This window comes from Kitasatospora sp. NPDC094028, from assembly GCF_049543595.1.
GTDB lineage: Bacteria > Actinomycetota > Actinomycetes > Streptomycetales > Streptomycetaceae > Kitasatospora.
In genome coordinates this window covers 16747-42340 of record NZ_JBMVFA010000012.1, presented here as the reverse complement: position 1 = coordinate 42340, position 25594 = coordinate 16747, and the positions used below count along the sequence as shown (strand labels likewise).

The following is a 25594-nucleotide window of genomic DNA, read 5'->3' as shown; positions in this document are numbered from 1 at the left end:
CTCACACCGCCGTCCGCGTGACCCGGGCCACTTCCGGGAGTGGTTTGATCTTGGAAATAGGTGCAAAACGGGCCAAATCGCCACATTTCCTTGATCCTTACCCCCGGTAACACCCCGCTGACGTGCGTAAACCTCCGAATCCTTGAAACCGCCACAACCACCCCCGTACCTTCGAACCCGTTGCACCGAGCGATCCGCTCCCGCAGGGCCTCACCGCCCCGGAGCCGGACGAGGTGCCGGACCGAGCGAGTCACGTGTCCCCGAAACCGCGGCCTTCCGAGGGCCTGGTTCCGCGTGCTCGCAGACGCCCTCCGAAAGGAACTTCATGACTTTCCGTAACGAGACCGCCGCTGCCACCACCACTGCCACCCCGAAGCGCCGCAACCGCGTCCGGATGGCTCTGATGGCAGGGGCGCTCACCGCCCTGCCGGTGGCCGGCCTCGTCACGGCCACCAGCGCCTCCGCCGCGCCCGCCACCGTCTGGGACAAGGTCGCGGACTGCGAGGCCACCGGCAACTGGGCCATCAACTCGGGCAACGGCTTCTACGGCGGCCTGCAGTTCACCTCCAGCACCTGGGCCGCCTTCGGTGGCACCGCCTACGCCGCGCAGGCGAACCAGGCCACCAAGGACCAGCAGATCTCCATCGGCGAGAAGGTCCTCGCCGCCCAGGGCCCGACCGCCTGGCCCATCTGCTCCGTCAAGGCCGGCCTGACCAAGTAAGGCCGCGCGCGAGCAGCGCCGTACGACGAAGCCGCCGCATCCCGTCCGGGGTGCGGCGGCTTCGTCGTGCCCGCACCCTCCGGCCGCAGCCGCGCGGGCCCGGCCTCAGCCGCCCTGCCGGGCCCGCCCCGCGAGCGCCACGGCGACGGCGGCGGGAACGGCGAGCAGCACGAACACCCCCGTGTACGCGCCGTCGCTCCCCGCCCCGAGGCCGAACAGCACGGACGCGAGACCCATCACCCCGACCTGCCCGAGGTTCTGCGCGGTCAGCATCTCCCCGCCGGTACGGCCCTGCCGTTCGGGCGGGCTGTGCGCGATCGACAGCAGGGTCACGCTCGGCGCCGCCACCCCCATACCGACCGCCGCGACCACCATCGAGGAGCCGGCGACCACGGGAGGCACCCCGGGCAGGCTGCCGACCGCGGCCAGGACGGCCGCCGCCACGCAGACCGCCATCCCGGCCGCGAGCACCCGGTGCCGGGGGCGGCTCTCCAGCAGATGCCCCTGGACCCAGCCGGCACCCGCCCAGGCCACGGCCGCCCCGCTGAACGCCAGGCCGGTCACGGCCGCGGGCACCCCGCGCTCGGTGTCCAGCATCAGCGGGACGAAGACCTCCAGGGTGAAGTACGTCCCCGAGCCGAGCGCCCGCAGCAGCGCGGTCGCGGGCAGTCCGCGCGCCGCCCGCCAGGTGCCGCCCGGCAGCAGCCGGGGCGCGAAGGCCAGCAGCAGGCCGAATCCGGCGGCCGCGGCGGCCAGACGGACCGCGCCGAACCCCGAGCCGGAGACCGAGACGGCGTACTGGGCGAGCGCCGCGCCGCCGCTCACGGCCGCCGCCACGGCGAGGGACGGACGGACCGCGCCCTCGTCCGGAGCCCCGCCGGGCTCGCCGACCCCGCCGGCCCCGCCCACCCCGCGGACCAGCGGCAGCACGGCCGGCACCGCCACGGCGGTGAGCACGGCCAGGCCGAGGAACACCGCCCGCCACGACCACCAGGACGTCACCAGCCCGGCGAGCGGCGGCCCGGCCAGTGACGGGACGATCCAACAGGCGCTCATCAGCGACAGCGCGTGCGCCTTCAGCCTCCCCGGATAGGTGTGCGCGATCGCGGTGTTGACCGCCACCGCCGCCATCCCGGCGGCCACGCCGTCCAGGAACCGCCCGGCGGCGATTTGCCAGACCGTGGCGCTCGTCCCGGAGACGACCAGCGTCACCACCCCGAGCAGCACGCCCGCCAGCAGCGGGCGCCGGGGCCCGGCGCGGTCCGCCCAACTGCCGCCCAGCACGCCGCCGAAGAGGCTCGCGGCGACGAAGCTCCCCGCCACCAGTGGATACAGCGGTACCGCGTCCAGGTCACCCGCCGCCACCGGCAGCGTCGGGACGACCGCGAAGGCGGCGAACCCGGTGAGGACCATCACCGCGGCGAACCCCGCGGTCGCCGCCCGGTGCGGACGCGACCACAGCCCGGCCCCGGCGACCGGCTCGGCCCGGTCCAGCAGTCGATCAGTCATCGGCGGTCACGGGAGTCGAAACTCATCACACCGACCCGTTCGCACCAGCGGTTTTCCGTGAGAGGTCCAGACCGGTCAGAGCCTGACGGCCGGTCAACTGGGCCGGGGCGGGAGCGGCAGCGGGAGGGCCGGCAGGCCGTCGATGCTGGTGCCGACGTACTCCTTGCGCTCGCAGTAGGCGTTGAACTCCGCCTCGTCCTTGCGCTCGAAGTACCGCGCGTGCAGGTCGCGGTCCTCGCGGTAGTCCATCAGCGGCACCGCGTACCCGCAGGAGTCGCTGACCCGCTCGGCCGCGACCAGGACGATCGCCCGCAGGCCCGCGCCGTCCACCGCCGGGTCGAAGCGGCCGAGCAGGTCGGCGAAGCGCGGGTCGTCGCGGAAGACCGGCTCACCGCGGCCGTGCACCCGCACCACGGTCGGCGGGCCCTCGAAGGCGGTCCACATCAGGGTGATCCGCCCGTTCTCCCGCAGGTGGGCCAGGGTCTCGGCGGTGGACCCGCCGAAGTCCAGGTAGGCGAGGGTGAGTTCGTCGAGCACGACGAGCGTGCCGGAGCGCCCCTTGGGCGAGATGTTGACGTGGCCGTCCGCGGCGAGCGGCGCGGTGGCGACGAAGTAGACGGGCTGCCGTTCTATGAACTCCCGCAGCCTGCCGTCGATGCGTTCGTATTGCTTTCCCATGAGGCGATGGTGTCCTTGTCTCGCTAGGTAAGAAAGAATGTTCCGACAACTGAGACGGTCCGTCAGGTGCCCGCCGCTCCGGCGCCGCCGATACTGGAAGGGTGAGCACCGAAGCCACCCGAGCCCCCGGAGCCGACGGAACGGTCGACGAGGCCGTGCGTGCCCGGCCCGCCACCGCGCTGCGCCCCTACCTGGCCTGGTACTCCGGCTACCGGCAACGCGGCCTCGCCCCCGCCGTGCACCGCGGCCTGCCCTCCCCGTACCTGACCTTCATCCTGACCCTCGACGAACCACTGGTGATCACCGGCCACCCCGATCCCGCCCAGCCGGGCGGAATCTACCGGACGCTCCTCGGCGGGCTGCACACCAGCCCCGCGCTGATCAGGCACGACGGCGCGCAGTCGGGCGTGCAGGTCGCCGTGCACCCGCTCGCCGCGCGGGCCCTGTTCGGGCTGCCCGCCGGGGAGTTGGCCGGGATCGACGTCCCGGCCGAGCAGGTGCTCGGGCGGCTCGCCCCGCAGGTGCGGGAACGGCTGCGCGCGGCCCGCGACTGGCCGGAGCGGTTCGCCGTGCTGGACGGGGCACTGCTGCGGGCCGCCCGGCCGTCCGGGCGGGTGCCGCCCGAAGTGGCCTGGGCCTGGCGGGCGCTGCGGCGCAGCGGCGGCGCGCTGCCGGTGGCGGAACTGGCCCGGGAGACCGGTTGGAGCGCCCGGCACCTGCAGGACCGGTTCCGCCGGGAGACCGGGCTGACGCCGAAGGCCGCCGCCCGGGTGATCCGCTTCGACCGGGCCCGGCGGCTGCTGGCGGCCGTCTCCCCGCCGCCCCGACTGGCCGAACTGGCCGTCCGCTGCGGGTACTTCGACCAGGCGCACCTGGCCCGCGAGTTCCGCGCCCTGGCCGGGCTGCCGCCGAGCGCGTGGCTGGCGGCGGAGGGCCCGGAAGAGGGCAGGTTCCGAAACGTCCAAGGCGGCGCGGGCGGGCCGGGCGCACAGTGGCAGGAGTGACCGCCCCACCCGAGGAGTCGAGCGCCATGGACGCCACCACCCCCGCCGCCGCCCCTGCCCCTGCCCCTGCCCCTGCCCCTGCCCCTGCCCCGCAGGTCTGGCCCGCCCTGCGTGCCACCGACGCCCGGGCCCTGATCCGCTTCCTGGTCGACGCCTTCGGCTTCCAGGAGGTGGTCAGCTACGGCGAGGGCGACTTCGTCGCGCACGCCGAGCTGGCCTGGCCGGAGGGCGGCGGCGTGATGCTCGGCTCGGACCGCCCGACGCCCGAGGGCGCCGAGCCGTGGCCGGGCCGCCCCGGCGGCTTCACCGCGTACGTGGTCACCGCCGACCCGGACGCCGTGCACGCGCGGGCCGTCGCCGCCGGCGCCCGGATCACCATGGGCCTCACCGAGACGGACTACGGCTCGCGGGACTTCGCCGCCGCCGACCCGGAGGGCAACCGCTGGTCCTTCGGCACCTACCCGGGCGCGCCCCGGCCGGCCCCGTCCTCGTGATGTCCGCCCCGGTGGAACGGCTGCGGGCGCTGTGCCTGGCGCTGCCGGAGGTCGAGGAGCGGACCAGCCACGGCGAGCCGACCTGGTTCGCGGGCACCGGCCGCCGCGCCCGGGTGTTCGTGACCCTCTCCGACCACCACCACGACGACCGGCTGGCGTTCTGGTGCGCGGCCCCCGGCGGGGCGCAGGAACGGTTCGTCGCCAAGGATCCGGCGCGGTACTTCCGCCCGCCGTACGTCGGCCACCGGGGCTGGCTCGGCGTGTACCTGGACGGCCCGGCGCCGGACTGGCGGCGGATCGAGGGCCTGGTCGCGCAGGCACACGCCCTGGTCGGGGCCTAGCTTCCCGGCGCGGTGGCCGCCGCCGCGCGGCAGACTGGCTGCGGGGGCCACCCGGCCACCCCGCAGGACGCCCACGGAGGCGGCCCATGCCACAGCTCACGGTGGACGGGCGCACCCTCGCCCTCTCCCACCTCGACAAGGTGTACTACCCGCGCACCGGCACCCTCAAGGGCGAGGTGCTGCGCTACTACGCCGCCGTCCACCACGCCCTGCTCCCCCACCTCCGGGACCGCCCGGTCTCATTCCTGCGCTGCCCGGACGGCGTCGAGGCGGAGGTGTTCATCGCCAAGAACCCGCCCGCCGGCACCCCGCGCTGGGTCCGCACGGTGGACGTGCCGAGCAGCGGCGGCGAGCTGCGCCAGGTGGTGCTGGACGACGGCGCCGCGCTGCTGTGGGCGGCGAACCTCGGGTGCCTGGAGCTGCACGTCCCGCAGTGGCACGCGGCCGCGCCCGGCCTCGCCGACCGGCTCGTCCTCGACCTCGACCCGGGCGAGGGCGCCGACGTGCTCACCTGCCGGGCGGTCGCCCTGCTGCTGCGCGAGCGGCTGGCGGCGGACGGTCTGGCGGCCTGGGTGAAGACCTCCGGCTCCAAGGGCCTGCACCTGCTGGTCCCGATCGAGCCCACGCCCAGCACCCGGGTCTCCGGGTACGCCAAGGCGCTCGCCGCCGCCCTGGAGGCCGAGCACCCGGAGCTGGCCGTGCACACCATGGCGAAGGCCCGCCGCCGGGGGCGGGTGCTGGTCGACTGGTCGCAGAACAACGCCAAGAAGACCACCGCCGCGCCGTACACGCTGCGCGCCCGGCCGCAGCCGACGGTGTCCACGCCGCTCTCCTGGGAGGAACTGGAGCGGGCCGGCCGGGAGCCGGACCTGGCCTTCACCCTCGCCGACGTGCCGGGGCGGCTCACCGCGCACGGCGACCTGTTCGCGCCCCTGCTGGACCCGGAGCGGGCCCGGCCGCTGCCGGGCGGACCGTCGCCCCGACCGGCCGCGGCACCGCGCCCCGCGCCACCGGCCCGCCCCGAACGGCCGGCCCGCCCCGCCCAGGTGCTCCGCCCGCCCGTCGAGGTGATGCGGCCCGCCGCCGTCCCCGCCGTCCCGCCCGCGGACGGCCTGGGCGGCGCCGGCGTGCAGTACGAGCTGAAGCTGGACGGCTTCCGCTGCGTCGCCTTCGCCCGGGGCGGGCAGCCCGCGTTCCTGCAGTCCCGCAGCGGGCGCGACCTCGCCGCCGAGTTCCCGCCGATCGCCGCCGCCGTGGCCAGGCTGCCCGAGGGGCTGGTGCTGGACGCCGAGCTGGTCGCCTGGCGCGGCGGCCGCTTCGCCTTCGGGGAGCTGCTGCGCACCCGTCAGGCCCGCGCCGCCGCCCCGGACACGGCGCTCGGCCTGATCGCCTTCGACCTGCTCGCCCTGCCCGGCCGGGACGTCCGCCGACTGCCGCTCGCCGACCGCCGCCGGCTGCTGCTCGCCGCCCTCGCCGACGTCCCGCCGCCGATCCAGCCCGTCATGGCGACCACCGACCGGGCGGAGGCATTGGAGTGGATGGAGCGGCTCGCCGCGACCGGCGTGGAGGGCCTGGTCTGCAAGGCCGCCGGCTCCCCCTACCGCCCGCGCGGCGCCGGCCACCTGTGGGTCAAGTACCGCCGCAGCGACACCGTGGACGCCACCGTCCACGCGCTCACCGGCCCGGCCGACCGGCCGCACGCCCTGATCGTCCGGCTCGACGACGGGCGCGTCCTGGCGACCGCCCCCCGGCTCACCCCGCCCCAGGCCCGCGAGGTCGCAGAAGCCGCGCGCCACCACCTCGGCCCGGCCACCACCGACCCCGACCACGGCCCCGTCCACCCCCTCACCACCCCCCTGCACGCCGAACTCACCCTCACCGGGCGGCCGCCCACCGCCGGCTTCGTCCGGCTCCGCGGCGACTGACCCGGACGGACCGCGCCGGACCTCTCCGGGCCATCCCCGCAAGGGAGTTGACGGACCACCACCGGACCGGACGCCGGACCGCCGCCGGACCGTCGCCGGTTCAGCGCCGGCGCCGCTTCGCCGCCGCGTGCGCGAACTCGGCGACCAGGGCGTCCTCGAACAGCGGCAGGTCGGCGGGGCGGCGGCTGGTGACCAGCGGGCCGGGGCCGTCGTGGCAGACGTGCACCGCCTCGTCGACCCAGTGCGCGCCGGCGTTGACCAGGTCGGTGCGCAGGCTGGGCCAGGAGGTCAGGGTGCGGCCGCGGACGGCGTCGGCCTCGATCAGCGTCCAGGCGGCGTGGCAGATCGCGGCGACCGGGCGGCCGGCGCCGCAGTGGGCGTGGACGTAGGCGACGGCGGCCCGGTCCAGCCGGAGGTAATCGGGATTGGCGACGCCGCCGGGCAGGACCAGGCCGTCGAAGTCGGCCGGGTCCGCCTCGCCGACGAGGGCGTCCACGGCGAAGGTGTCACCCGGGGCGCGGTGGTGGACGGTCCGGACCCGCCCGGGGGCGGTGGACAGCAGGCGCGGCGTGCCGCCGGACTCGGCGACCGCCTGCCAGGGCGAGGTCAGCTCGACCTGCTCGGCGCCGTCCGGCGCGACCAGGAAGGCGACGGTGCGGCCGGTGAGGGTGGTGGACGGCCAACGCACGGCAAACTCCGGCGGCTCGACCGCTCAGCGCGGATGCGGGGTGGTCAGGTCGACGGCGGCCGGCGGGGTGGCGCTGAGCCGGGCCCGCGGGCAGTCCAGGTGGACGATCCGCTCCAGGTGGTCGATCCGGGCGACCAGGCCGACCGCCACCGGCACCCGGGCGCCCGGCACCCAGGGCTCCGCGTCGACCAGCAGATGGTCGCCGGTGTCCTGCTCGACCCGCCCGAGCGGGCCGTCGACGGCCCGCACCTCGTACCCGACCAGGCTGAGTTCGGCGGCGGGATGGGCGCCCGGACGGTACTCCCACAGCTCGGTGCCGGTCATGTCACGCCTCCGGCCGGTCCCAGGGCCGGCGCTCCCGGCCCTCCTTGCGTTCCCCCTGTTCCCCGCGTTCCCGCTGCTCGCGCCCCTCCTCCGACTCCGGGGCCGCCGGACGCCGCCCGGCCCGCCGGCGCAGCAGCGCCGAGGCGGCCACCGCGGCCGCCACCGACGCCGCCCAGACCACACCGAGGGCGGCCAGGACCGCGGTGGTCGGAGTCCGCACGCCGATGCTCAGGCAGATCGCGGTCATCACCAGGGCGGTCAGCACCACCCCGGCCGTCAGCCGACGCCCCACGCTGCGCCCGACGCCGCACAGCGCGCCGACGATCCGGCTCGGCCGCTTGGCGCCCATGGTGCTCAACTTGCGGTCCAGGCGGGTGTCCTGGCGCAGATCGGACTCGATCTCGGCCAGCAGCCGCCGTTCCCATCCGCTCAACGCGGGTCCGTCCATCTCGGTCACCTCCGACACTTCCGGTGACGTGCTCGCACCCGGGCGGTTGCCCGGTACGGGCCGGGGCTAACCGCTCCGGGCGGCGCCTGTTCCGGCTCCTGTTCCGGCGCCCGCCCGGCCGAAGGCCCGTGGGCGGGCGAGCAGGCTGTCGTCCAGGACGCGCAGCAGGGCGGCGGCATCGCGGTGGACCTCGGCCGCTCCCGCCGCCCTCAGCTCCGGACCGGCGTCACCACCGGCCTCCAGGGCGACGCAGGGCACCCCGACCCGCCGCGCCGCCAGCACCTCGCGCACGCTCCCGGCGACGGCCACGGCGTGCGACGGCGCGCCGTCCACCAGGGCCAGCGCGGCGCGCAGCGGCTCGGCCCCCGGATCGGTGACGGTCAGCACGGGTGCCCCGGCCGGCCCCGGCCCGGTCAGCACCACCGTCCAACCCCGGGCGGCGCACTCGCGCAGCAGCGCGGCCCCGCCGGGCAGCCCGGGCCGCCAGTCGGTACCGAACAGAGCCGCCGAGATCACCGTCATGGCCACCGCTCCCGTCGACGGCCCACGGGCACACCGGCCCGCAGGCCACGCACCGTACGCGCCCTTCCAGGTTAGGCCGCTCCCCGCCCCACCGCGCAGCCTGCCGCCCCACCTCCCGCACCGAATCCGCAGCCGCCCCCGGCCCACCCGCCGCCGGTGCCGCACGGCGGCCACGGTCGCCCCGCCACCCGGCCCCGGAGGCCACCCGGACGCCCGGCCCGGGACGCGGCGGAGCCTCACCCGTGGCCGGCTTCCCGGCAGGCGCACGCCGGGCGCACGGCCGCCCCCACCGGCACACGCACGCCCGGGCGGCGGCCGGGCCCCGGCCTTGATCGGTTCGGGCTAACCTCGCCGCATGGGAGTGGACATCACCGTCCTGGCCGTCGACTGGGCGCACCTGCGGGGCATCGCGCCGGGCGCGCGGCTTGCGGCGCTGGAGGAGGCGGCGTACGACGACGTGTCCGTCGACGCCGGGTGGGTGTGGCCGGTCGAACCGGAGCGCGCGTGGCTGGGGCGGTACGAGTTCGCCCGCAGCTGCGGGTCGTACCAGCCGCACGTCCGGGCCGGGGAGGCGTGGGGGACGGTCCGGGGCAGCGCCGGGCCGGGGCTGCGGGCGGCCCTGGACGGCTTCCTGCTGCCGCTGGTCTGGTACGGCCCCGGCCTGGAGGCCGCCGAGCACGTGGAGCCCGGGGTGTTCCCCGCCGACGACCGCACCGAGCGGTACGGGCCGCTGGTCGCCGCCGGGCCCGGGGCGGTGGCCCGGCTGGAGCGGTGCTGGCGGGCGGCCTCGGCCACCCTGCCGGAGCTGCGCGAGCCGTTCCGGCGCCTGGCCGCGGATCCGGGCGGCTGGATCGAGGGCTACGAGGACTTCGCCCGGCTGCTGTCCGGCTGGGGCGAGGTGGTCGGCGAGGCCGGGCGGCGCGGCCGGGGTGTCATCGGGCTGCGGATCTAGCCGGTAGGATCCGCAGCTGCCCGCAACCGACCGGGAGACGAGATGACCACCGAGCAAGCGGTGCCGGACTTCAGCACGGCCCGTCTGGAGGCGTTCAGCGACGGGGTGTTCGCGATCGCGATCACCCTGCTGGTGCTGGACCTGAAGGTCCCCGAGGCGGACGCGCTCGGCGGGCAGAGCCTCGCCGACGCCCTCGGGCACCAGTGGCCGGCCTACTTCGCGTACTTGGTGAGTTTCCTGGTGATCGGCATCATCTGGATCAACCACCACGCGATGTGCGCGCTGGCCCGCCGGGTCGACCGGCTGACGCTCTTCACGAACCTGCTGCTGCTCCTGACGGTGTCGGTGATCCCGTACCCGACCCGGATGCTGGCGGCCTACCTGACGGCGCGCTCCGACGACGCCCACACCGCCGCCGCCCTGTACTCGCTGACGATGGTCGCCATGGGCGCCGCGTTCTCGCTGCTCTTCCTCACCTTCACCCGCGACGCCCGGGCGCTCCACACCCCCATCCCGGCGCCGGCCCGGCGCGCCGCGATGCGCCGCTTCGGCGTCGGCGGCGTCGGCTACGTCCTCACCGTGGCGCTGGCCTACACCAGCCCGGTGGCGATGCTCTCCACCCACGCCCTGCTGGCCCTGTACTACTGCTTCGACCAGCTCGCCCCGGCCACCCGCCGGGCCCGGCCGACCGACGACTAGGACCCGTCCGGGAGCGTGGTGTCGAGCGTGTAGTACCAGCCCGGGCGCCAGGGCGGTGGCGCGGCGAGCAGGTCCGCCAGGGACGCGCCGGTCAGCAGGCAGTCCAGCGCCCAGCGGTTGGCCGAGTGGGCGATCACCAGGATCCGCCGGCCGTCCCAGTGGGTGGCCAGGTCGCGCAGGAACGCTTCGGTGGCCGTGAGGACCTGGCGGTAGCTCTGGCCGCCGGGGAAGGGGTCGTCGATCCGTCCGGTCCGCTGGGCGGCGATGAGGGCGGCCGGCGCGCCGTTGAGCCGGCCGTAGTCGCACTCGCGCAGCCGGACGTCCTGGTGGATCGCGGGGCGGCCGTCCGGGAAGGCGATCCCGGCCGTCTCCACGGCGCGGTGGAGGTCGGAGGTGAACACGGCGGCCAGCCCGTCGCCGCGTCGCCGCTCGCCCAGTTCCCCGGCCTGGCGCCGGCCCAGTTCCGAGAGCCGGCCGGGGAGCCACCCGGTGGCGATGCCCGCCTCGTTGTCGACGGTGGTCGCGTGCGTCTCGTAGACGATCTCCACTGCCATCGGGACTCCTCCCGGTCGGTCGGGCGGTTGTGCCCCGATCCCGGCAAGCCGCGGCGGGCGGGCGCCGACACCGTTCGGCGCCGTCCGGCGTCGGTCGCCCCCGTGGTCAGCGGCCGGGGGCGATCCGCCCGATGAGGTGGAGCAGCCGGTCGAGGGCGTCCTTGGAGTTGGGCTCGGTGAGGTTGACCATGAGCCGGAAGGCGACCTTGAGCAGCGCCGGGTTGCCGAGCCCGGCGGCGCCGGCCGCGCCGAGCAGCCGGGGGCGGCCGAGCAGGTCGGCGGCGAGCCGGCCGAGCGCGAAGTAGCCGGCGTAGGCGGAGCGCAGGGCCTGCGGGTAGGCCCGCAGGGCGAGTTCGCGGCCGCGGTCGGTGCGTCGGGCGAGCGCCTGGACGGCGGTCTCGGCGGCGAAGCGGCCGGATTCCATGGCGTAGGCGATGCCCTCGCCGGTGGCGGGGCTGACCGTGCCGCCGGCGTCGCCGATCAGCAACAGGCCGTCCGCGTAGTGGGGTTCACGGTTGAGGCCCATGGGCAGGGCGGAGCCGCGGATGGGTTCGGTGACGGCCTCGGGGGTGTAGCCGTACTCGGGCGGGAGCCGGTCGCACCAGCGGCGCAGCAGGTCGCGCCAGTCGAGGTCGACGCCGGCGGTGTCGAGGACGCCGAGGCCGACGTTGGCGGTGCCGTCGCCCATGCCGAACACCCAGGCGTAGCCGGGCAGGAGGCGTCGGCGGGAGTGCGCGGTGGGGTCGTACAGGTCGAGCCAGGCTTCGAGGTAGCGGTCGTCGTGGCGCGGGGTCTTGATGTAGGTGCGGTAGGCGACGCCCATGGCGCGGTCGGTGCGCCGGTGGCGGTTCATCGCGACGGAGAGGCGGGTGGAGTTGCCGTCGGCGGCGAGGACGAGCGGGGCGCGGTACTCGGCGGGCTCGCGGTCCTCGCCGAGCCGGGCGGTGACGCCGGTGATGCGGCCGGTCCGCTCGTCGGTCAACGGGCCCGCCACGTTGGCGCGTTCGATCAGCCGGGCGCCGGCCGAGGCGGCCCGGCGGGCGAGCAGTTCGTCGAAGTCGGCGCGGCGGCGGACGAGTCCGTACGGGGGGTAGGCGGACAGGTCGGGCCAGTCGAACTCCAGCCGGCGGTGGCCGGCGACGAGGCGCAGCCCCTTGTTGTGGAGCCAGCCGGCGGATTCGGAGACGTCGATGCCCATGTCGGTCAGCTGCTTGACGGCGCGCGGGGTGAGGCCGTCGCCGCAGACCTTCTCGCGGGGGAAGGCGGACTTCTCCAGCAGCAGGACGTCCAGGCCGGCGCGGGCGAGGTGGTAGGCGGCGGTGGAGCCGGACGGGCCGGCGCCGACCACGATGACGTCGGCCTCCTCCGCCGTCCGGGCGGCCGGGGCGGGCGCCTGCTCAGGACCGGGCTGCTCTGGACCGGGCAATGCGCACTCCCGCGGGTCGGCTGGGCTGGGTGGGCGAGGACGGGCCGGCCGCGCCACAGCGGCACCAGGGGGCTCGGCGGTCCCAGACGGACGATAGAGAACGGCGACGCCGGACCGCTCCCCCGACACGCGGACCGGCGGCGCGGACCGGCCAATACCGGCCACCCGGGCCGGATGCGCTTGAAGTGCCCACGACGGGCACGTTTCGCACACAACCGGGTGATCGGATCGTTGTGGCGGACTGTTCGCAACAAATCGGCCATAACGAAACAATCCGGCCAAACGCCACTTGCGCCACATTGTTCGACTGCGGGAACTTGTGTGCCCTTCCCGTCGTTCGGCGCCGGCCTCCCGGCAGGACCGCACGCCCGGGGCTCCCCCTCCTTCCGCCCAGGCTCGTCCCGGCCTGCCGTACCCGATGGAAGACCCATGCACCTCCGCTCCACCGCCGCACGCTCCCTGGTGGCCGCCCCGACCGCCGCCGCGCTGCTGCTGCTCGCCCCCGCCGCCCACGCCGTCGCGGGCGGCAACGGCAAGGGCGCCCCCGGCAACAACGGCACCGTGAAGATCCACGACTCCGGCACCGGCCAGGAGGACACTCGCAACGAGCCCAAGGTCTGCTCGTTCTACCTGGACTCCTTCGGCTTCGACCCGAACCAGGACGTGCTCTGGGTCATCACGAAGAAGGACCACGGCAAGGAGTACGCCGTCGCGTACGGCCAGCTGCCGGTCCTGGCGGACGGGCACGTCCGCACCGAGGACATCCACCTGCCGGACGGTCAGTACAAGCTGTACTGGCAGTCCGTCGAGCTGGTCGACGGCGAGCTGCCGGCGACCCCGGAGCTCAACAACCCCAAGCACAAGGTCTTCAAGGTCGACTGCGGCGCCGAGACCCCGAAGCCGACCGGGACGCCGACCGGCACCCCCTCGGCCACGGTGACGCCGTCCGCGACCCCGACCGTCGCCCCGACGCCGACCGGCGCGCCGACCCCGTCCGCCACCGTGACGCCGTCCGGCACGCCGACCGTCGCCCCCACGCCGACCAAGACCCCCACGGCGGCTCCGACCCCCACCACCACGCCGTCGCAGACCCCGGCGCCGACCGCCACGCCGACCGGCACCCCGGAGCCGACCACCCCGGCGCCGACCGGCGAGCCGACCACGGAGCCGACCACCCCCGCGACGTCGACCCCGGCGCCGACCACGCCCGCCACCGGCGCGCCCACCGGCGCCCCGACGCCCGGCCCGTCCACCAAGCCGACCGGCACCGTCCCGGTGACCACCCCGCCGGCGGGCACCGAGATCAACCCGAACCAGCCGCTGGCCAAGGCCGCCGAGCTGCCCGTGCCGACCGTGACCCCGATCTCGGACGGCAAGAAGCTGGCCTCCACCGGCAGCGACGGCACCCTGCTGTACGCGGGCGCCGGCACCGTGCTGCTGGCCGCCGGCGCGGGCACGGTGGTCTACACCCGCCGTCGCCGCACCGCCTCCTGACGCGTCACCTCCCTGACGCGCCGGGCTCCCGGGTCCGAACGGCGCCGCGTCTGAGCCGTGGCGCCACCGGAGAACCGGGACACCACTGAGCCCCTGGCCCCGCACACGTGCGGCCGGCCAGGGGCTCTCCGTTCTCCTCTACGGGCGCGGCGCCATCAGGGGTTCAAGGCCAGCACCACATAGCCCGCCAGCACCGCCAGGTGCACGGCGCCCTGCAGCGGGGTGGCCCGGCGCGGGATGACGGTGAGGGTGCCGAGCACCACGGTCAGGGTGAGCAGCACCATGTGCGCCGGGTCGAGGCCGAGGACGAGCGGGCCGGGGAGCCAGGCGGAGGCGACGGCCACGGCCGGGATGGTGAGGCCGATGCTGGCCAGGGCCGAGCCGAGGGCCAGGTTGAGGCTGGTCTGCACCCGGTTGCGGACGGCCGCGCGCAGCGCCGCGATGGTCTCCGGGAGCAGCACCATCATGGCGATCACCACGCCGACGACGGCCTGCGGCAGCCCGGCGTCGGCGACGGCGGACTCGATGGTCGGCGAGACGGCCTTGGCCAGGCCGACCACCGCGACCAGGGCGATGCCGAGCAGCAGCAGGCTGACGCCGGCGGCCCGCAGGGTGGGCGGGCTGACGTGGTCCTCCTCGTCGAGCACCCTGCCCTCGGGGGTGACGGACAGGAAGTAGTCCCGGTGCCGGACGGTCTGGGTGGCGACGAACAGCCCGTACACCACGAGCGAGGCGGTGGCGGCGTAGGCGAGCTGGGTGGTCGAGAACTGCGGGCCGGGCGAGCTGGTGGTGAAGGTGGGCAGCACCAGGCTGAGCGTGGCGAGGGCGGCGATGCAGGCGAGGGCGGCGCCGGTGCCCTCGGCGTTGAACACCGCCGTGCGGTACTTGATCGCCGAGACCAGGATGGACAGGCCGAGGATCCCGTTGCAGGTGATCATGAGGGCGGCGAAGACGGTGTCGCGGGCGAGGGTGGAGGACTTTCCGCCACCGTCCGCCATCAGCGTCACGATCAGCGCGACTTCGATCACGGTGACCGCGACCGCGAGCACCAGTGATCCGTACGGCTCCCCCGACCAGTGCGCGATGATCTCGGCGTGGTGCACGGCGGACAGCACGGCCGCGATCAGGAAGCAGGCGACCACGCCCACCACCCAGCCGGGCAGGTCTTCGTGCCAGGTCAGGACGAGGACGACGAACGACACCACCGGAACGACGACGGTCCATTGCGCGGCGGCCGCGCGGAGCTTCGTGATCATGCGCCCGAGGATCCCAGACCGGGGGGCCGTCATCCGGGTGCCCGCGCCGTGATTCGTGGGGATGTGGGACAACTCATCCTGTTTCGTCCGTCCGCTCCGGAGGGTGCGGCAGGTTGGCCGGTTTCGGGCCCCGCGCTCGCACGGTCGTCCGATGAACGGCAACCGCCGGAGGGCGACCGCACGCAGACGAACCGATCACCGGCCGGGCGTCGAGTTGTCCGCATGCCGAACATCCGGAGAACGGTTGCAGGATGTAGTTGAACCGTCACCATGGGTGTGACGCAACACACAGTGGGCATTCGCGCACTCCCCGTGTAAGACTCATCCCAAGGAGTGAGATTCCCTTCGTTTCCAAGGAGGTTCATAACATGCGCGCTCGGATCGCAGCCGTGATGCTGACGGTGGCAGGGATAGCCGGACTGGCCGCCACCCCGGCCACGGCCGCCACCGCCACCGCCCTGCCCGGCACCACGGCCTGCACCGCGATGGTCAACCACCCGTGCCTCTCGCACGAGGCGGACGGCGAGGGCATCGTCGGCGTCGCCCGGGTGAGCGCCGATCCGAACCAGTTGACCGTCGTCCGGGTCGAGATCCGCACCCAGGCCGCCTGGGGCAGCCCGTGGGAGGCCGTCGCCTCCGCGACCACCGTCCGGTACGGCTCGGCCGAGGCCGTGACCCCGCGCGTCACCGCCACCGGCCCGCGGATCGTCTGCGCGACCGCCGGCCCGGCCTTCGAGGCCGAGCGGCAGGTCACCACCTGTACCAACCCGTTCTGACCGCAAGCCGGTTGAGAACACCCGCGGACCGGGGGCGGCTGTGCCCCCTCCCCCAGGGCCGGCCGCCGGAGCCCGCAACCCGGCGGCCGGCCCACCCACCCGGGCCGGCCGGCCGCCGCGACCGGTTCGCCGCACACCGCGCCACCAGGGAGAACGCCGGGAGCGCCGCGAACGTCCGACCACCGGACCCGGGTGGACCTGGGGCCCCCGTTCACGGCAAACTGGTCTAGACCTCGGAGGTCTAGACCTTCAGCCACGCCCCAGAACGGTGGAGCCAGTATGGAAATCGTGATCGTCCCTGACCCCGCAGCGGCCGGCGAACTCATCGCCGCGGCGATCACCGATCTGCTGACCGACAAGCCCGACGCGCTGCTCGGCGTGGCCACCGGCTCCACGCCGCTGCCGATCTACCAGTCCCTGGCCGCACGGGTCGGCGACGGCCGGCTGGACGCCTCCCGGGCCCGGATCTGCCAGCTGGACGAGTACGTCGGCCTGCCCGCCGGCCACCCCGAGTCGTACCGCTCGGTCGTGCTGCGCGAGGTCGTCGAGCCGCTCGGCCTGACCGAGGCCTCCTTCCTCGGCCCGGACGGCAACGCCGCCGACATCGCGGCCGCCGCCACCGCCTACGACCGCGCGCTGGCCGAGGCCGGCGGCGTCGACCTCCAGCTGCTCGGCATCGGCACCGACGGGCACATCGGCTTCAACGAGCCCTGCTCCTCGCTCTCCTCCCGCACCCGGATCAAGACCCTGACCCGGCAGACCCGCGAGGACAACGCGCGCTTCTTCGACAGCCTCGACGAGGTGCCGCACCACGTCATCACCCAGGGCATCGGCACCATCCTGGAGGCCCGCCACCTGGTGCTGCTCGCCACCGGCGCGGCCAAGGCCGACGCCGTCGCCCTCGCCGTGGAGGGCCCGCTCGCCGCCGCCGTCCCCGCCTCCGCGCTGCAGCTGCACCAGCACGCCACCGTGGTGGTCGACGAGGCCGCCGCCTCGAAGCTCAAGCTCGCCGACTACTTCCGCGACACCTACGCCGCCAAGCCGGCCTGGCAGAGGCTCTGAGCCTCCCCGGCCCCCTCACGACAGCCGCAGGTCACCCGACCTGCGGCTGTCGCGGTCCCCGGCACGCTCGGACGGAACGCGGCTGCCGCGCACCGGAGTTCACCGGGTCGTGGTTCCGGCCCGGTCAGCGCTTGCGGAGCCAGGCGGCGAAGGCCTCCAGTGCCGGGGCCGGGTCGCGGCGGCCGATGCCGATGCGGAAGCGGTCGGCGGGCGAGGGCGTCAGCTCGGAGCGGTACATGCTCGCGGGCAGCAGGAGGACGCCGGCCTGCTGGACCAGGTCGGTGCAGAAGGTCTCGACGCCGTCCGGGCCGAGGTAGCGGGGGTAGGCGACGCAGCCGGCGTCGGGGGCGCGCCAGTCGAACAGGTCGGCGAACTCCGCGAAGAACGCGTCGAACTGCGGCAGGTTCTCGGTGATGACGGCGCGGTTGCGCGCCCAGATCCGCTCCCGGGCGGTGATCGCGATCCGGGCCAGCACCTCGCTCGGCGCCGAGTTGCAGATCGTGGTGTAGTGCTTGGCCCGCTCCAACCGGGAGCGCAACTCCCCGTCCCGGCAGGCGATCCAGCCGATCCGCAGGCCGGGCAGGCCGAGCGACTTGGAGGTGACGTTGAGCGAGAGGGCGCGCGCGGAGAGGTCGGCGGCCTGCGGCAGGGCGCGGGCCGGGTCGCGCTCCAGGCCGCGGTAGACCTCGTCCGAGAACAGCCGGATGCCGCGTTCCTCGCACAGCTCGACGAGGCGGGTGAAGTCGGCGGCGTCGATCAGCTTGCCGGTGGGGTTGTTCGGGAAGTTGACGGACAGCACCCTGGTGTTCGGGCGCAGCGCCGCCTCGACGGCGTCGAGGTCGAGCGCCCAGTCGTCGTCCTCGTCCAGCGCGACGCCGGTGACCTCGCAGAGGGAGAGCGGGATGGTCTCGGCGGACTGGTAGTTGGGGGTGAGCACCACGGCGTGGTCGCCGGGTTCGAGCAGCACCTGCATGGCGAGGTTGAGGCCCTCCTGCGCCCCGCCGAAGCAGACCACGTCGTCGGCGTCGACCTGCTCGTACATGCCGGCGATCGCCCGGCGCAGGACCGGGTCGCCGAAGGTCTCGGTGTAGCCGAGGCTGAGGGTGTCCCAGGCCTCGCGGTCCTCGGGGCCGGCCAGCGCGAGGAGGTCGGCCATGGTCATGGTCTGCGCGTCGGAGGCGGTGAGGTGGTGCCGGGCGGTGAACTCCCAGCGGGAGAAGTAGGTTTCGAGCCGGAAGTCGGGCAGGCGGGTCATGGCGTGTGGTCCTTCGTGCCGGGAGTGCGGAGTTCGGCCAGCAGGCCGTAGAGGGTGGAGCGGGAGACCCGCAGGGCGGCGGCGACGACGGGGGTGGCGCGGCGTACGGCGAAGACCCCGGCCTCCTCCAGCCGGGCCAGGACGGCCAGCCGGTCGGCGCGGGTCAGCCGCTCGACGGGGCGGCCGGACTCGCGCACGTACCCGCCGACGACGTGCTGGACGCGCTCGTTCCAGTCCTGCTCGAACAGCGGCTCCGGCCGGGGCGTCGTCGGGGCGCCGAACGCGGACAGCACGGCGGCCGCCTGCTCCAGCGGTGTGCGGTCGAGGTTGACGCACAGCACCGCGACGGCCTTCCCGTCCGGCTCGCGCAGCACGGCGCTGACCGAGGACAGCCGCCGCCCGTCCGCGAGCACCTTCTCGTACGGACCGAACACGTCCCGCGCGGACGGGTCCAGCCCGTCCAGCTCGCCCAGCAGCGAGGGGTCGCCCGGCGCGCGCGAGCCCATCGGGTTCCAGATCGCCAGGACCCGGTCGGTGTCCGGGTCGTGCAGGACGACCTCGGCGTACGGGCCGAGCAGCAGCGCGACCGCGCGGCAGACCGGGGCCCAGGTGCGCACGCGGGGGTCGGCGGATTCCTCACTCATGCTTCGGACTGTACGTCCGGCTCGGACGTTTCGTCCAGTCCGGACGTTTCATCCGGGCGGGCCGCCGTTCGACCGGATCCGATCAGCTTCGGAACCAGGCGTGCAGGAAATTGGAGTCGTGGAGTCGCATTCGATAGCGTTCCGAACGTGAGGCTGACCAAGAGCACCGACATCGCCCTCCGGATCGCCATGCGACTGGCCGTCCTGAAGGAGGGCGACCACCCGACCACCCGCGAGGTGGCCGAGTCGGTCGGCGTGCCGTACACCCACGCGGCGAAGGTGGTCAGCCGGCTGCAGCACCTCGGGGTGGTGGAGGCCCGGCGCGGTCGCGGCGGCGGGCTGACGCTCACCTTCGCCGGCCGGACCGGCTCACTGGGGCTGCTGCTCCGCGAGCTGGAGGGGGTCGGCGACGTGGTCGGCTGCGAGGACGACCCGCCCTGCCCGCTGCGGGCCGCGTGCCGGCTGCGCGGGGCCCTGCGGGGCGCCCAGGAGGCGTTCTTCGCCTCGCTCGACCCGCTCTGCATCGACGACCTGGTGGCCCCGCCCACCGGGCCGGTGCTGCTCGGCCTCACCGCCCGACCCGCCGACTGATCCCGCACCCCCGGGGCGACCGGTCATCCACCGCGCCCTTTAATGCGAATCTGAAATACCGATGAGGAGTCGTCTGATGCTGTCCGCGAAGTCCGCCGAGGTCATCGAGGCCACCCTGCCCGTCGTGGGCGCCGCGATCGGTGACATCACCCCGCGCTTCTACGACCGGCTGTTCGCCGCGCACCCGGAGCTGCTGCGCGACCTGTTCAACCGGGGCAACCAGGCCAACGGCACCCAGCGCGAGGCGCTGGCCGGCTCGATAGCCGCCTTCGCGAGCGCGCTGATCGCCCACCCCGACCAGCGGCCGGACGCGATGCTGGCGCGCATCGCCCACAAGCACGTCTCGGTCGGCATCGCCGACGACCAGTACAAGATCGTCCACGAGCACCTGTTCGCCGCCATCGTCGAGGTGCTCGGCGCGGCCGTCACCCCCGAGGTCGCGGCCGCCTGGGACGAGGTCTACTGGCTGATGGCCAACGGGCTGATCGCCGTCGAGGGCCGGCTGCGCACCGAGGCGGCCGCCGGCGGCGACCCGGCCGACCTGTGGCGCCCCTACACCGTCGTCACCCGCCACCAGGAGACCGAGGCCGTCACCAGCTACGTCGTCCGCCCCGCCGACGGCGGCCCCGTCCCGGCCGCCCGCCCCGGCCAGTACGTGTCGGTGCGCACCGAACTCGCGGACGGCGCCCACCAGATCCGCCAGTACAGCCTGTCCGGCACGGCCGACGGCGCGCTGCGCTTCAGCGTCAAGCGCGAGGCCGGCGGCGAGGTCTCCACCCACCTGTACGAGCACCTGCACACCGGCGACACCGTCGAACTGGCCCCGCCGCTGGGCGACATCTCGCTCGCCGAGGGCGACGGCCCGGTCCTGCTCGCCTCCGCCGGCATCGGCAACAGCCCGATGACCGCGATGCTCGCCCACCTCGCCGCCACCGGCTCCACCCGCCGGGTGATCTCCGTGCACGGCGACCGCGACCAGCTCGGCCACGCCTTCCGCGCCGACCTGGCGCAGCTGACCGCCCAGCTGCCCGACGCCGTCGCGCACGTCTTCTACGAGCAGCCGCTCGGCTCCTGGCCGGCCGAGCGCACCGGCCTGGTCGACCTGTCGACCGTCGAGGTCCCGGCCGGCACCACCGCCTACCTGTGCGGGCCGCTGCCCTTCCTCAAGAACGTCCGCGAGCAGCTGCTGACGGCGGGCGTCCCCGCCGCCGCCATCCACTACGAGGTGTTCGGGCCGGACCTCTGGCTGGTCTGAGACCCGTTTTCCCCCGCAGGCACCGGTCCGCTCGCTACGATCGCGGGCGAACCGGTGCCTCAGTGGCACGAGTCGACCGGAGGGAGCCCCGATTGCGGGTCGCGCTGTTCGCCACCTGCGTCAACGACGCGCTGTTCCCGGGGACGGCCGTGGCCACCGTCCGGCTGCTCGAACGCCTCGGCGTGGACGTCGACTTCCCCGCCGGGCAGACCTGCTGCGGGCAGCCGCAGTACAACACCGGCTACCGGCGGGCCTGCGAACCGCTGGTCCGCCGCACCGCCGAGGCCTTCGCCGGGTACGACCACGTGGTGACGCCCTCGGGCTCCTGCGTGGCGATGGTCCGCGACAACTACCCGCGGATCGGGGCCCTGGCCGCCGCCGAGCGGCGCGGGAACGCCCTCGCCGAAGCGGCCGCCGACCTGGCGCCCCGGACGTACGAACTCACCGAGTTCCTCACCGAAGTGCTCGGCGTCGAGGACGTCGGCGCGTACTTCCCGCACACCGTCACCTACCACCCGTCCTGCCACGGCCTGCGACTGCTCGGCCTCGGCGAACGGCCGCTGCGCCTGCTGCGGGCCGTCCGGGGCCTGGAACTGCGGGAACTGCCCGGCGCCGACGAGTGCTGCGGCTTCGGCGGCACCTTCGCCGTCAAGAACGCGGCCGTCTCCGCCGCGATGGGCGAGGACAAGATCGCGAACGCGCTCGGCACCGGCGCCCGGGTGCTGTGCGGCGCCGACAACTCCTGCCTGCTCCACCTCGGCGGGATGATCACCCGGCAGGGCGCACCGCTGCGGCCCGTCCACCTCGCCGAGATCCTGGCCAGCACCGAGGAACACCCCTGGAGGCCCGCATGAGCGCCACGTTCCTCGGCCTGCCCGCCTTCCCGCAGGCCGCCGCCGGCGCCGTCCGGGACGAGCGGCTGCGCGCCAACCTGCGGCACGCCACCCACACCATCCGGGACAAGCGGGCCGCCGCCGTCGCCGAACTCGACGACTGGGCCGAGCTGCGCGCCGCCGGCAAGGCGATCAAGGACCACACGCTGCGCCATCTCGACCGCTACCTGGTGCAGTTGGAGGAGGCCGTCACGGCGGCCGGGGGCACCGTGCACTGGGCGGGCGACGCCGAGGAGGCCAACCGGATCGTCGCCGGGCTGGTGCACGCCACCGGCGAGACGGAGGTCGTCAAGGTCAAGTCGATGGCCACCCAGGAGATCGGGCTGAACGAGGCCCTCGCCGCCGAGGGCATCACCGCCTACGAGACCGATCTCGCCGAACTGATCGTCCAGTTGGGCGAGGACCGGCCCTCGCACATCCTGGTGCCGGCCATCCACCGCAACCGGGCCGAGATCCGGGAGATCTTCGCCGAACGGATGGCCGCCTGGGGCCGCCCCGCGCCCGAGGGCCTGACCGACTCCCCCGCCGAACTCGCCGAGGCCGCCCGGCTGCACCTGCGGGAGAAGTTCCTGCGGGCCCGGGTCGCCGTCTCCGGCGCCAACTTCATGGTCGCCGAGACCGGCACCCTGGTCGTCGTCGAGTCCGAGGGCAACGGCCGGATGTGCCTCACCCTGCCGCGCACGCTGATCTCCGTGGTCGGCATCGAGAAGGTGGTGCCGAGCTGGCGGGACCTGGAGGTCTTCCTCCAACTGCTCCCCCGTTCCTCCACCGCCGAGCGGATGAACCCGTACACCTCGCTCTGGACGGGGACGGGGGCGGGGGCGGGGACCGGGGCGGGAGCTTCCGACGGCGACGGCCCGACCGAGTTCCACCTGGTGCTGCTCGACAACGGCCGCACCGCCGCGCTCGCCGACCGGGTCGGCCGCCAGGCGCTGCGCTGCATCCGCTGCTCCGCCTGCCTCAACGTCTGCCCGGTGTACGAGCGGGCCGGCGGGCACGCCTACGGCTCCGTCTACCCGGGCCCGATCGGCGCCATCCTGACGCCCCAACTCCACGGCACCGCGAGCGCGGTGGACGCCTCGCTGCCGTACGCCTCCTCGCTGTGCGGGGCCTGCTACGAGGTGTGCCCGGTCGCCATCGACATCCCCGAGGTGCTGGTGCACCTGCGCGAGCGGGTCGCCGAGCAGGGCGGCGCCGGGCACCGGCTGGAACGGGCGGCGATCGCCGCCGCCGGGTACGTGCTGGACCACCCGGCGGCGCTCGCCGCCGCCGAACGGCTGGCCGGGCGCACCCGCGCCCTGCACCCGCGCCGGCTGCCCGGGCCCGGCCGGGCCTGGACCGACAGCCGGGACCTGCCGGAGGTCCCGGCCGAACCGTTCCGCGACTGGTGGCGGAGGAACCGGACATGAACGCACGGGAGTCGATCCTCGGCCGGATCCGGGCCGCGCTCGCGGACGTCCGCGACACGGCCGAACCGCCCCTGGAACGCCGGTACTCGACCGCGCACGGCCCGGCGGACGACCCGGCCGCGCTGCTCGACCTGCTGCACCACAACCTGGCCGACTACCGGGCCCTGGTGCACCGCTGCACGGAGGCCGAACTGCCCACCCTGATCGCCGGGTTGCTGGCGAAGCGCGGCAGCCGCACGGTCGCCGTGCCGGCCGACCTGCCGGCCGGGTGGCTCGCGGACGCCCCCGGCGTCGAGCGGGTGCCGGACGACGGCACGCTCACCGCCGCCCGGCTCGACGCCGTGGACAGCGTGCTCACCGGCTGCGCCCTCGCGATCGCCGAGACCGGCACGATCGTGCTCGACGCGGGCCCCGGGCAGGGCCGCCGGCTGCTCACCCTCGTCCCCGACCACCACCTGTGCGTGGTCCGGTCGCCCGGGCAGGTCGTCGCCTCGGTGCCGCTCGCGCTGCCGCGCCTGGACCCGGGGCGGCCGCAGACCTGGATCTCGGGGCCGTCCGCGACCAGCGACATCGAACTCGACCGGGTCGAGGGGGTGCACGGGCCGCGCACCCTGGAGGTGCTGCTGGTCACCCCCTCGTGATCACGGCCCGAGCTCCGGCCTGAGCTCCAGGGTGCAGCACTTCGCGCCGCCGCCGCCCTTCAGCAGCTCGGAGACGTCCACCGGGACGGGCTGGTAGCCGTGCTCGGCGAGGCGGCCCGCGAGGTTCTTCGCCGCCTCGGGCAGCAGCACCCGGCGGCCGTCCGAGACCGCGTTCAGCCCGAACGCCTCGGCGTCCTCCCGGTCGGCGAGGATCGCGTCCGGGAACAGGGTGCGCAGCGCCGCCCGGCCGTCCGCGTCGAAGGCCTCCGGGTAGTACATGACGTGGTCGTCGGAGAGCACCGCGAGCGCGGTGTCCAGGTGGTAGAAGCGCGGGTCGACCAGGGTCAGGCTGATCACCGGGACACCGAACATCCGGGCGGCCTCCGCGTGCGCGGCCCGCGAGGTGCGAAAGCCCGTCCCCGCGAGCACCCGGCCGCCCGCCACCAGGTGGTCGCCCTCGCCCTCGTTGACGTGCCCGGCCCGGCGCACCTCGCGGTAGCCGCGCGCGCGGAACCAGGCCTGGTAGGCCTCGGACTCGGCGGCGCGCTCCGGGTGGCGGAAGCTCGCCACCAGCGCGCGGCCGTCCAGCACCGTCGCGCCGTTGGCGGCGTACACCATGTCGGGCAGGCCGGGCACCGGCTCGATCAGCTCGACGGTGTGGCCGAAGCGGCGGTACGTCCGGTACAGCTCCTCCCACTGGCGGACGGCGAGCGCGGTGTCGGTGGGCTGCGCCGGGTCCATCCAGGGGTTGATGGCGTAGTTCACGGTGAAGTGGGTCGGCCGGCACATCAGGTAGCGCCGCGGCCGGGCGGTGCGCTCCGGGGTCTGGCTGGGCATGTCCTCAACCGTCCTTGGGAGTGGAGAGTTCGGGTTTCGATCCGTTCCAGGGGCGGCTGCCCCGGCGCCGGCGTTCGCACACCCGCGCGAGCGCCCCCGCCGGGCGCAACCCCCCGCGCACCCGGCGCGGGCCCCGGCGCACGGCCGGGCCGGCCGCACCACCGGGCAGGGGCCGCAGAGGGTACGTGGTCCATCTCACGTTCCGCCAGGGTCACCTACGGTGGCGTAGGTCACTTGATTGGGTGAACCATCTCTTTCATGCCGCACCTCCAGGAGACCCTTGACCTCAGTTCCTACGCCGCGCTCGGCGACAGCTTCACCGAGGGCCTGAACGACCCCGGTGTCGGCGGCGCCTTCGCCGGCTGGGCCGACCGGCTCGCCGGGCTGCTCGCCGCCGGACGGCCGCAGGACCAGTTCCGCTACGCCAACCTGGCCGTGCGCGGCCGGCTGCTGGACCAGATCGTCGCCGAGCAGGTGCCGCAGGTCGAGCGCCTCCGGCCCGACCTGGTCACCTTCTGCGCCGGCGGCAACGACATCCTGCGCCCCGGCAGCGACCCCGACGAGGTGGCCGAGCGCTTCGAGTCCGCCGTCGCCCGACTCGCCGCCAGCGCCGGGACGGTGCTGATCTGCACCGGCTTCGACACCCGCGAGATGACGCTGCTCAAGCACCTGCGCGGGAAGATCGCCACCTACAACGGGCACATGCGGGCCGTCGCCGACCGCTACGACTGCAAGGTCGCCGACCTGTGGTCGCTGCGCTCGGTGCAGGACCGCCAGGCCTGGAGCGAGGACCGGCTCCACCTGTCCCCGGAGGGCCACCAGCGGGTCGCCCTGCTGGCCGCCCGCTCGCTCGGCCTGTACACCGAGCAGGACCCGGAGGCCCCGTGGCCCGCGGTGCCCGTGCTGTCCCCCGCCGACCAGCGGCGGGAGAACATCCAGTGGGCCCGCGAGCACCTCATCCCCTGGGTCGGCCGGCGCCTGCGCGGCGAGTCCTCCGGGGACCACGTCGAGGCCAAGCGGCCCGAGCTGCTGCCACTCTGACGATCCGTCAGCCTGATCGGGGTGGGGCGGGCCCGCCCCGGGCCGCCCCCCCCCGCCCCCCCCCCCGGCCCCCCCCGGGCCCGGGCCCCCCCCCCCCCGGGGCGCGGAAAAAAAACGACAAGTGACCGGGCGGCGGCGCCACCAACAGGGTGGGG

Annotated in this window: 28 protein-coding genes and 1 pseudogene; 17 read left to right on the top strand and 12 right to left on the bottom strand. The window is 75.0% G+C overall.

From position 1 onward, the window contains the following. Nucleotides 1-325: 325 nt before the first annotated feature. A complete protein-coding gene (locus tag ACPC54_RS19745; protein WP_498966323.1) occupies nt 326-721 on the top strand; it encodes a transglycosylase family protein in 396 nt (131 codons plus the stop codon). A gap of 105 nt (nt 722-826) precedes the next feature. Here the strand turns inward: ACPC54_RS19745 and ACPC54_RS19740 are convergent, their stop codons facing one another. After that, nucleotides 827-2230, bottom strand: coding sequence for an MFS transporter (locus ACPC54_RS19740; RefSeq protein ID WP_498966321.1), 1404 nt, complete (start codon nt 2228-2230; stop codon nt 827-829). A gap of 93 nt (nt 2231-2323) precedes the next feature. Then, nucleotides 2324-2908 (bottom strand): pyridoxamine 5'-phosphate oxidase family protein, encoded by a 585-nt coding sequence (locus tag ACPC54_RS19735; protein WP_498966320.1) that lies wholly within the window; start codon nt 2906-2908, stop codon nt 2324-2326. 101 nt (nt 2909-3009) lie between these two features. On the opposite strand from ACPC54_RS19735, the gene ACPC54_RS19730 reads away from it, so the two are divergent. From ACPC54_RS19730 to ACPC54_RS19710, 5 genes and pseudogenes are all read left to right on the top strand, one after another. Then, nucleotides 3010-3912, top strand: coding sequence for an AraC family transcriptional regulator (locus ACPC54_RS19730; RefSeq protein WP_498966319.1), 903 nt, complete (start codon nt 3010-3012; stop codon nt 3910-3912). A 26-nt stretch (nt 3913-3938) separates the two neighbouring features. Beyond that, a complete protein-coding gene (locus ACPC54_RS19725; RefSeq protein ID WP_498966555.1) occupies nt 3939-4406 on the top strand; it encodes a VOC family protein in 468 nt (155 codons plus the stop codon). Beyond that, a complete protein-coding gene (locus ACPC54_RS19720; RefSeq protein ID WP_498966317.1) occupies nt 4406-4747 on the top strand; it encodes an MmcQ/YjbR family DNA-binding protein in 342 nt (113 codons plus the stop codon). The genes ACPC54_RS19725 and ACPC54_RS19720 overlap by 1 nt, the downstream gene beginning before the upstream one ends. 86 nt (nt 4748-4833) lie before the next feature. Next, nucleotides 4834-5712, top strand: a pseudogene (ligD, locus tag ACPC54_RS19715) (non-homologous end-joining DNA ligase); the annotation flags it as partial. A gap of 105 nt (nt 5713-5817) precedes the next feature. Beyond that, on the top strand, nt 5818-6672 hold the full coding sequence (locus ACPC54_RS19710; protein ID WP_498966554.1) for an ATP-dependent DNA ligase: 855 nt from the start codon (nt 5818-5820) through the stop codon (nt 6670-6672). 100 nt (nt 6673-6772) lie between these two features. On the opposite strand, the gene ACPC54_RS19705 is transcribed toward ACPC54_RS19710, so the two are convergent. The 4 genes from ACPC54_RS19705 to ACPC54_RS19690 form a co-directional block, all read right to left on the bottom strand. Further along, nucleotides 6773-7360 carry a type 1 glutamine amidotransferase domain-containing protein gene (locus ACPC54_RS19705; protein WP_498966315.1) on the bottom strand — a complete coding sequence of 196 codons (588 nt, stop codon included), beginning with the start codon at nt 7358-7360 and terminating at the stop codon, nt 6773-6775. 24 nt (nt 7361-7384) lie between these two features. After that, nucleotides 7385-7684 carry a PRC-barrel domain containing protein gene (locus tag ACPC54_RS19700; protein ID WP_498966314.1) on the bottom strand — a complete coding sequence of 100 codons (300 nt, stop codon included), beginning with the start codon at nt 7682-7684 and terminating at the stop codon, nt 7385-7387. 1 nt (nt 7685) lies between these two features. Beyond that, nucleotides 7686-8132, bottom strand: a complete 447-nt coding sequence (locus tag ACPC54_RS19695; RefSeq protein WP_498966313.1) for a hypothetical protein — start codon at nt 8130-8132, stop codon at nt 7686-7688. Between the two features lie 66 nt (nt 8133-8198). After that, nucleotides 8199-8654 (bottom strand): HAD family hydrolase, encoded by a 456-nt coding sequence (locus ACPC54_RS19690; RefSeq protein WP_498966312.1) that lies wholly within the window; start codon nt 8652-8654, stop codon nt 8199-8201. 355 nt (nt 8655-9009) lie between these two features. Here ACPC54_RS19690 and ACPC54_RS19685 point away from each other — a divergent pair, with 355 nt between their 5' ends. Together ACPC54_RS19685 and ACPC54_RS19680 are read left to right on the top strand one after the other, a co-directional pair. Next, complete coding sequence (locus ACPC54_RS19685) at nt 9010-9606, top strand: hypothetical protein (protein WP_498966310.1); 597 nt, start codon at nt 9010-9012, stop codon at nt 9604-9606. 42 nt (nt 9607-9648) lie between these two features. Continuing rightward, complete coding sequence (locus ACPC54_RS19680; RefSeq protein ID WP_498966309.1) at nt 9649-10305, top strand: TMEM175 family protein; 657 nt, start codon at nt 9649-9651, stop codon at nt 10303-10305. On the opposite strand, the gene ACPC54_RS19675 is transcribed toward ACPC54_RS19680, so the two are convergent. Both ACPC54_RS19675 and ACPC54_RS19670 read right to left on the bottom strand, forming a co-directional pair. Continuing rightward, nucleotides 10302-10859 (bottom strand): histidine phosphatase family protein, encoded by a 558-nt coding sequence (locus tag ACPC54_RS19675; RefSeq protein WP_498966308.1) that lies wholly within the window; start codon nt 10857-10859, stop codon nt 10302-10304. The genes ACPC54_RS19680 and ACPC54_RS19675 overlap by 4 nt on opposite strands. Before the next feature lie 106 nt (nt 10860-10965). Continuing rightward, on the bottom strand, nt 10966-12285 hold the full coding sequence (locus tag ACPC54_RS19670; RefSeq protein ID WP_498966306.1) for a geranylgeranyl reductase family protein: 1320 nt from the start codon (nt 12283-12285) through the stop codon (nt 10966-10968). Between the two features lie 429 nt (nt 12286-12714). On the opposite strand from ACPC54_RS19670, the gene ACPC54_RS19665 reads away from it, so the two are divergent. Beyond that, on the top strand, nt 12715-13779 hold the full coding sequence (locus tag ACPC54_RS19665) for an LPXTG cell wall anchor domain-containing protein (RefSeq protein WP_498966304.1): 1065 nt from the start codon (nt 12715-12717) through the stop codon (nt 13777-13779). A 155-nt stretch (nt 13780-13934) separates the two neighbouring features. Here the strand turns inward: ACPC54_RS19665 and ACPC54_RS19660 are convergent, their stop codons facing one another. Continuing rightward, entirely contained in the window at nt 13935-15035 is a 1101-nt protein-coding gene (locus tag ACPC54_RS19660) for a calcium:cation antiporter (RefSeq protein WP_498966303.1), read from the bottom strand. Between the two features lie 368 nt (nt 15036-15403). On the opposite strand from ACPC54_RS19660, the gene ACPC54_RS19655 reads away from it, so the two are divergent. Together ACPC54_RS19655 and ACPC54_RS19650 are read left to right on the top strand one after the other, a co-directional pair. After that, complete coding sequence (locus tag ACPC54_RS19655) at nt 15404-15811, top strand: hypothetical protein (protein WP_498966302.1); 408 nt, start codon at nt 15404-15406, stop codon at nt 15809-15811. A 279-nt stretch (nt 15812-16090) separates the two neighbouring features. Then, entirely contained in the window at nt 16091-16873 is a 783-nt protein-coding gene (locus ACPC54_RS19650) for a glucosamine-6-phosphate deaminase (protein ID WP_498966300.1), read from the top strand. A 124-nt stretch (nt 16874-16997) separates the two neighbouring features. Here ACPC54_RS19650 and ACPC54_RS19645 read toward each other — a convergent pair whose 3' ends face one another. Next, nucleotides 16998-18128, bottom strand: a complete 1131-nt coding sequence (locus ACPC54_RS19645) for an aminotransferase class I/II-fold pyridoxal phosphate-dependent enzyme (protein WP_498966299.1) — start codon at nt 18126-18128, stop codon at nt 16998-17000. Continuing rightward, on the bottom strand, nt 18125-18772 hold the full coding sequence (locus ACPC54_RS19640; RefSeq protein WP_498966298.1) for a helix-turn-helix transcriptional regulator: 648 nt from the start codon (nt 18770-18772) through the stop codon (nt 18125-18127). Before ACPC54_RS19640 ends, ACPC54_RS19645 begins: the two co-directional genes overlap by 4 nt. A 147-nt stretch (nt 18773-18919) precedes the next feature. Here ACPC54_RS19640 and ACPC54_RS19635 point away from each other — a divergent pair, with 147 nt between their 5' ends. The 5 genes from ACPC54_RS19635 to ACPC54_RS19615 all read left to right on the top strand — a co-directional run bounded on the left by ACPC54_RS19635 (nt 18920) and on the right by ACPC54_RS19615 (nt 23561). Further along, complete coding sequence (locus tag ACPC54_RS19635) at nt 18920-19363, top strand: RrF2 family transcriptional regulator (RefSeq protein ID WP_498966296.1); 444 nt, start codon at nt 18920-18922, stop codon at nt 19361-19363. Between the two features lie 76 nt (nt 19364-19439). Beyond that, a complete protein-coding gene (locus ACPC54_RS19630) occupies nt 19440-20618 on the top strand; it encodes a globin domain-containing protein (protein ID WP_498966295.1) in 1179 nt (392 codons plus the stop codon). A 92-nt stretch (nt 20619-20710) separates the two neighbouring features. Further along, nucleotides 20711-21472: a (Fe-S)-binding protein gene (locus tag ACPC54_RS19625; protein WP_498966294.1), complete on the top strand. Its 762-nt coding sequence runs from the start codon at nt 20711-20713 to the stop codon at nt 21470-21472. Next, the gene (locus ACPC54_RS19620) at nt 21469-22920 is read left to right on the top strand and encodes a lactate utilization protein B (RefSeq protein ID WP_498966293.1); all 1452 of its coding nucleotides are present in this window, start codon (nt 21469-21471) and stop codon (nt 22918-22920) included. Before ACPC54_RS19625 ends, ACPC54_RS19620 begins: the two co-directional genes overlap by 4 nt. Beyond that, nucleotides 22917-23561, top strand: coding sequence for a LutC/YkgG family protein (locus tag ACPC54_RS19615; protein ID WP_498966292.1), 645 nt, complete (start codon nt 22917-22919; stop codon nt 23559-23561). The genes ACPC54_RS19620 and ACPC54_RS19615 overlap by 4 nt, the downstream gene beginning before the upstream one ends. Here ACPC54_RS19615 and ddaH read toward each other — a convergent pair whose 3' ends face one another. Beyond that, a complete protein-coding gene (gene ddaH / locus ACPC54_RS19610) occupies nt 23562-24398 on the bottom strand; it encodes a dimethylargininase (protein WP_498966290.1) in 837 nt (278 codons plus the stop codon). Between the two features lie 258 nt (nt 24399-24656). Between ddaH and ACPC54_RS19605 the strand changes: the two genes are divergently transcribed. After that, nucleotides 24657-25439 carry an SGNH/GDSL hydrolase family protein gene (locus ACPC54_RS19605; protein ID WP_498966289.1) on the top strand — a complete coding sequence of 261 codons (783 nt, stop codon included), beginning with the start codon at nt 24657-24659 and terminating at the stop codon, nt 25437-25439. Nucleotides 25440-25594: the final 155 nt, after the last annotated feature.

What these genes read in the sequence shown, in the direction of transcription:
- ACPC54_RS19605 (WP_498966289.1), top strand. Translation starts at nt 24,657, where the DNA reads ATGCCGCACCTCCAGGAGACCCTTGACCTCAGTTCCTACGCCGCGCTC.
- ACPC54_RS19685 (WP_498966310.1), top strand. Translation starts at nt 9,010, where the DNA reads ATGGGAGTGGACATCACCGTCCTGGCCGTCGACTGGGCGCACCTGCGG.
- ACPC54_RS19700 (WP_498966314.1), bottom strand. Translation starts at nt 7,684, where the DNA reads ATGACCGGCACCGAGCTGTGGGAGTACCGTCCGGGCGCCCATCCCGCC.
- ACPC54_RS19630 (WP_498966295.1), top strand. Translation starts at nt 19,440, where the DNA reads ATGCTGTCCGCGAAGTCCGCCGAGGTCATCGAGGCCACCCTGCCCGTC.
- ACPC54_RS19660 (WP_498966303.1), bottom strand. Translation starts at nt 15,035, where the DNA reads ATGATCACGAAGCTCCGCGCGGCCGCCGCGCAATGGACCGTCGTCGTT.
- ACPC54_RS19735 (WP_498966320.1), bottom strand. Translation starts at nt 2,908, where the DNA reads ATGGGAAAGCAATACGAACGCATCGACGGCAGGCTGCGGGAGTTCATA.
- ACPC54_RS19725 (WP_498966555.1), top strand. Translation starts at nt 3,939, where the DNA reads ATGGACGCCACCACCCCCGCCGCCGCCCCTGCCCCTGCCCCTGCCCCT.
- ACPC54_RS19720 (WP_498966317.1), top strand. Translation starts at nt 4,406, where the DNA reads ATGTCCGCCCCGGTGGAACGGCTGCGGGCGCTGTGCCTGGCGCTGCCG.
- ACPC54_RS19675 (WP_498966308.1), bottom strand. Translation starts at nt 10,859, where the DNA reads ATGGCAGTGGAGATCGTCTACGAGACGCACGCGACCACCGTCGACAAC.
- ACPC54_RS19680 (WP_498966309.1), top strand. Translation starts at nt 9,649, where the DNA reads ATGACCACCGAGCAAGCGGTGCCGGACTTCAGCACGGCCCGTCTGGAG.
- ACPC54_RS19695 (WP_498966313.1), bottom strand. Translation starts at nt 8,132, where the DNA reads ATGGACGGACCCGCGTTGAGCGGATGGGAACGGCGGCTGCTGGCCGAG.
- ACPC54_RS19650 (WP_498966300.1), top strand. Translation starts at nt 16,091, where the DNA reads ATGGAAATCGTGATCGTCCCTGACCCCGCAGCGGCCGGCGAACTCATC.
- ACPC54_RS19745 (WP_498966323.1), top strand. Translation starts at nt 326, where the DNA reads ATGACTTTCCGTAACGAGACCGCCGCTGCCACCACCACTGCCACCCCG.
- ddaH (WP_498966290.1), bottom strand. Translation starts at nt 24,398, where the DNA reads ATGCCCAGCCAGACCCCGGAGCGCACCGCCCGGCCGCGGCGCTACCTG.
- ACPC54_RS19655 (WP_498966302.1), top strand. Translation starts at nt 15,404, where the DNA reads ATGCGCGCTCGGATCGCAGCCGTGATGCTGACGGTGGCAGGGATAGCC.
- ACPC54_RS19740 (WP_498966321.1), bottom strand. Translation starts at nt 2,230, where the DNA reads ATGACTGATCGACTGCTGGACCGGGCCGAGCCGGTCGCCGGGGCCGGG.
- ACPC54_RS19640 (WP_498966298.1), bottom strand. Translation starts at nt 18,772, where the DNA reads ATGAGTGAGGAATCCGCCGACCCCCGCGTGCGCACCTGGGCCCCGGTC.
- ACPC54_RS19645 (WP_498966299.1), bottom strand. Translation starts at nt 18,128, where the DNA reads ATGACCCGCCTGCCCGACTTCCGGCTCGAAACCTACTTCTCCCGCTGG.
- ACPC54_RS19615 (WP_498966292.1), top strand. Translation starts at nt 22,917, where the DNA reads ATGAACGCACGGGAGTCGATCCTCGGCCGGATCCGGGCCGCGCTCGCG.
- ACPC54_RS19690 (WP_498966312.1), bottom strand. Translation starts at nt 8,654, where the DNA reads ATGACGGTGATCTCGGCGGCTCTGTTCGGTACCGACTGGCGGCCCGGG.
- ACPC54_RS19665 (WP_498966304.1), top strand. Translation starts at nt 12,715, where the DNA reads ATGCACCTCCGCTCCACCGCCGCACGCTCCCTGGTGGCCGCCCCGACC.
- ACPC54_RS19620 (WP_498966293.1), top strand. Translation starts at nt 21,469, where the DNA reads ATGAGCGCCACGTTCCTCGGCCTGCCCGCCTTCCCGCAGGCCGCCGCC.
- ACPC54_RS19710 (WP_498966554.1), top strand. Translation starts at nt 5,818, where the DNA reads ATGCGGCCCGCCGCCGTCCCCGCCGTCCCGCCCGCGGACGGCCTGGGC.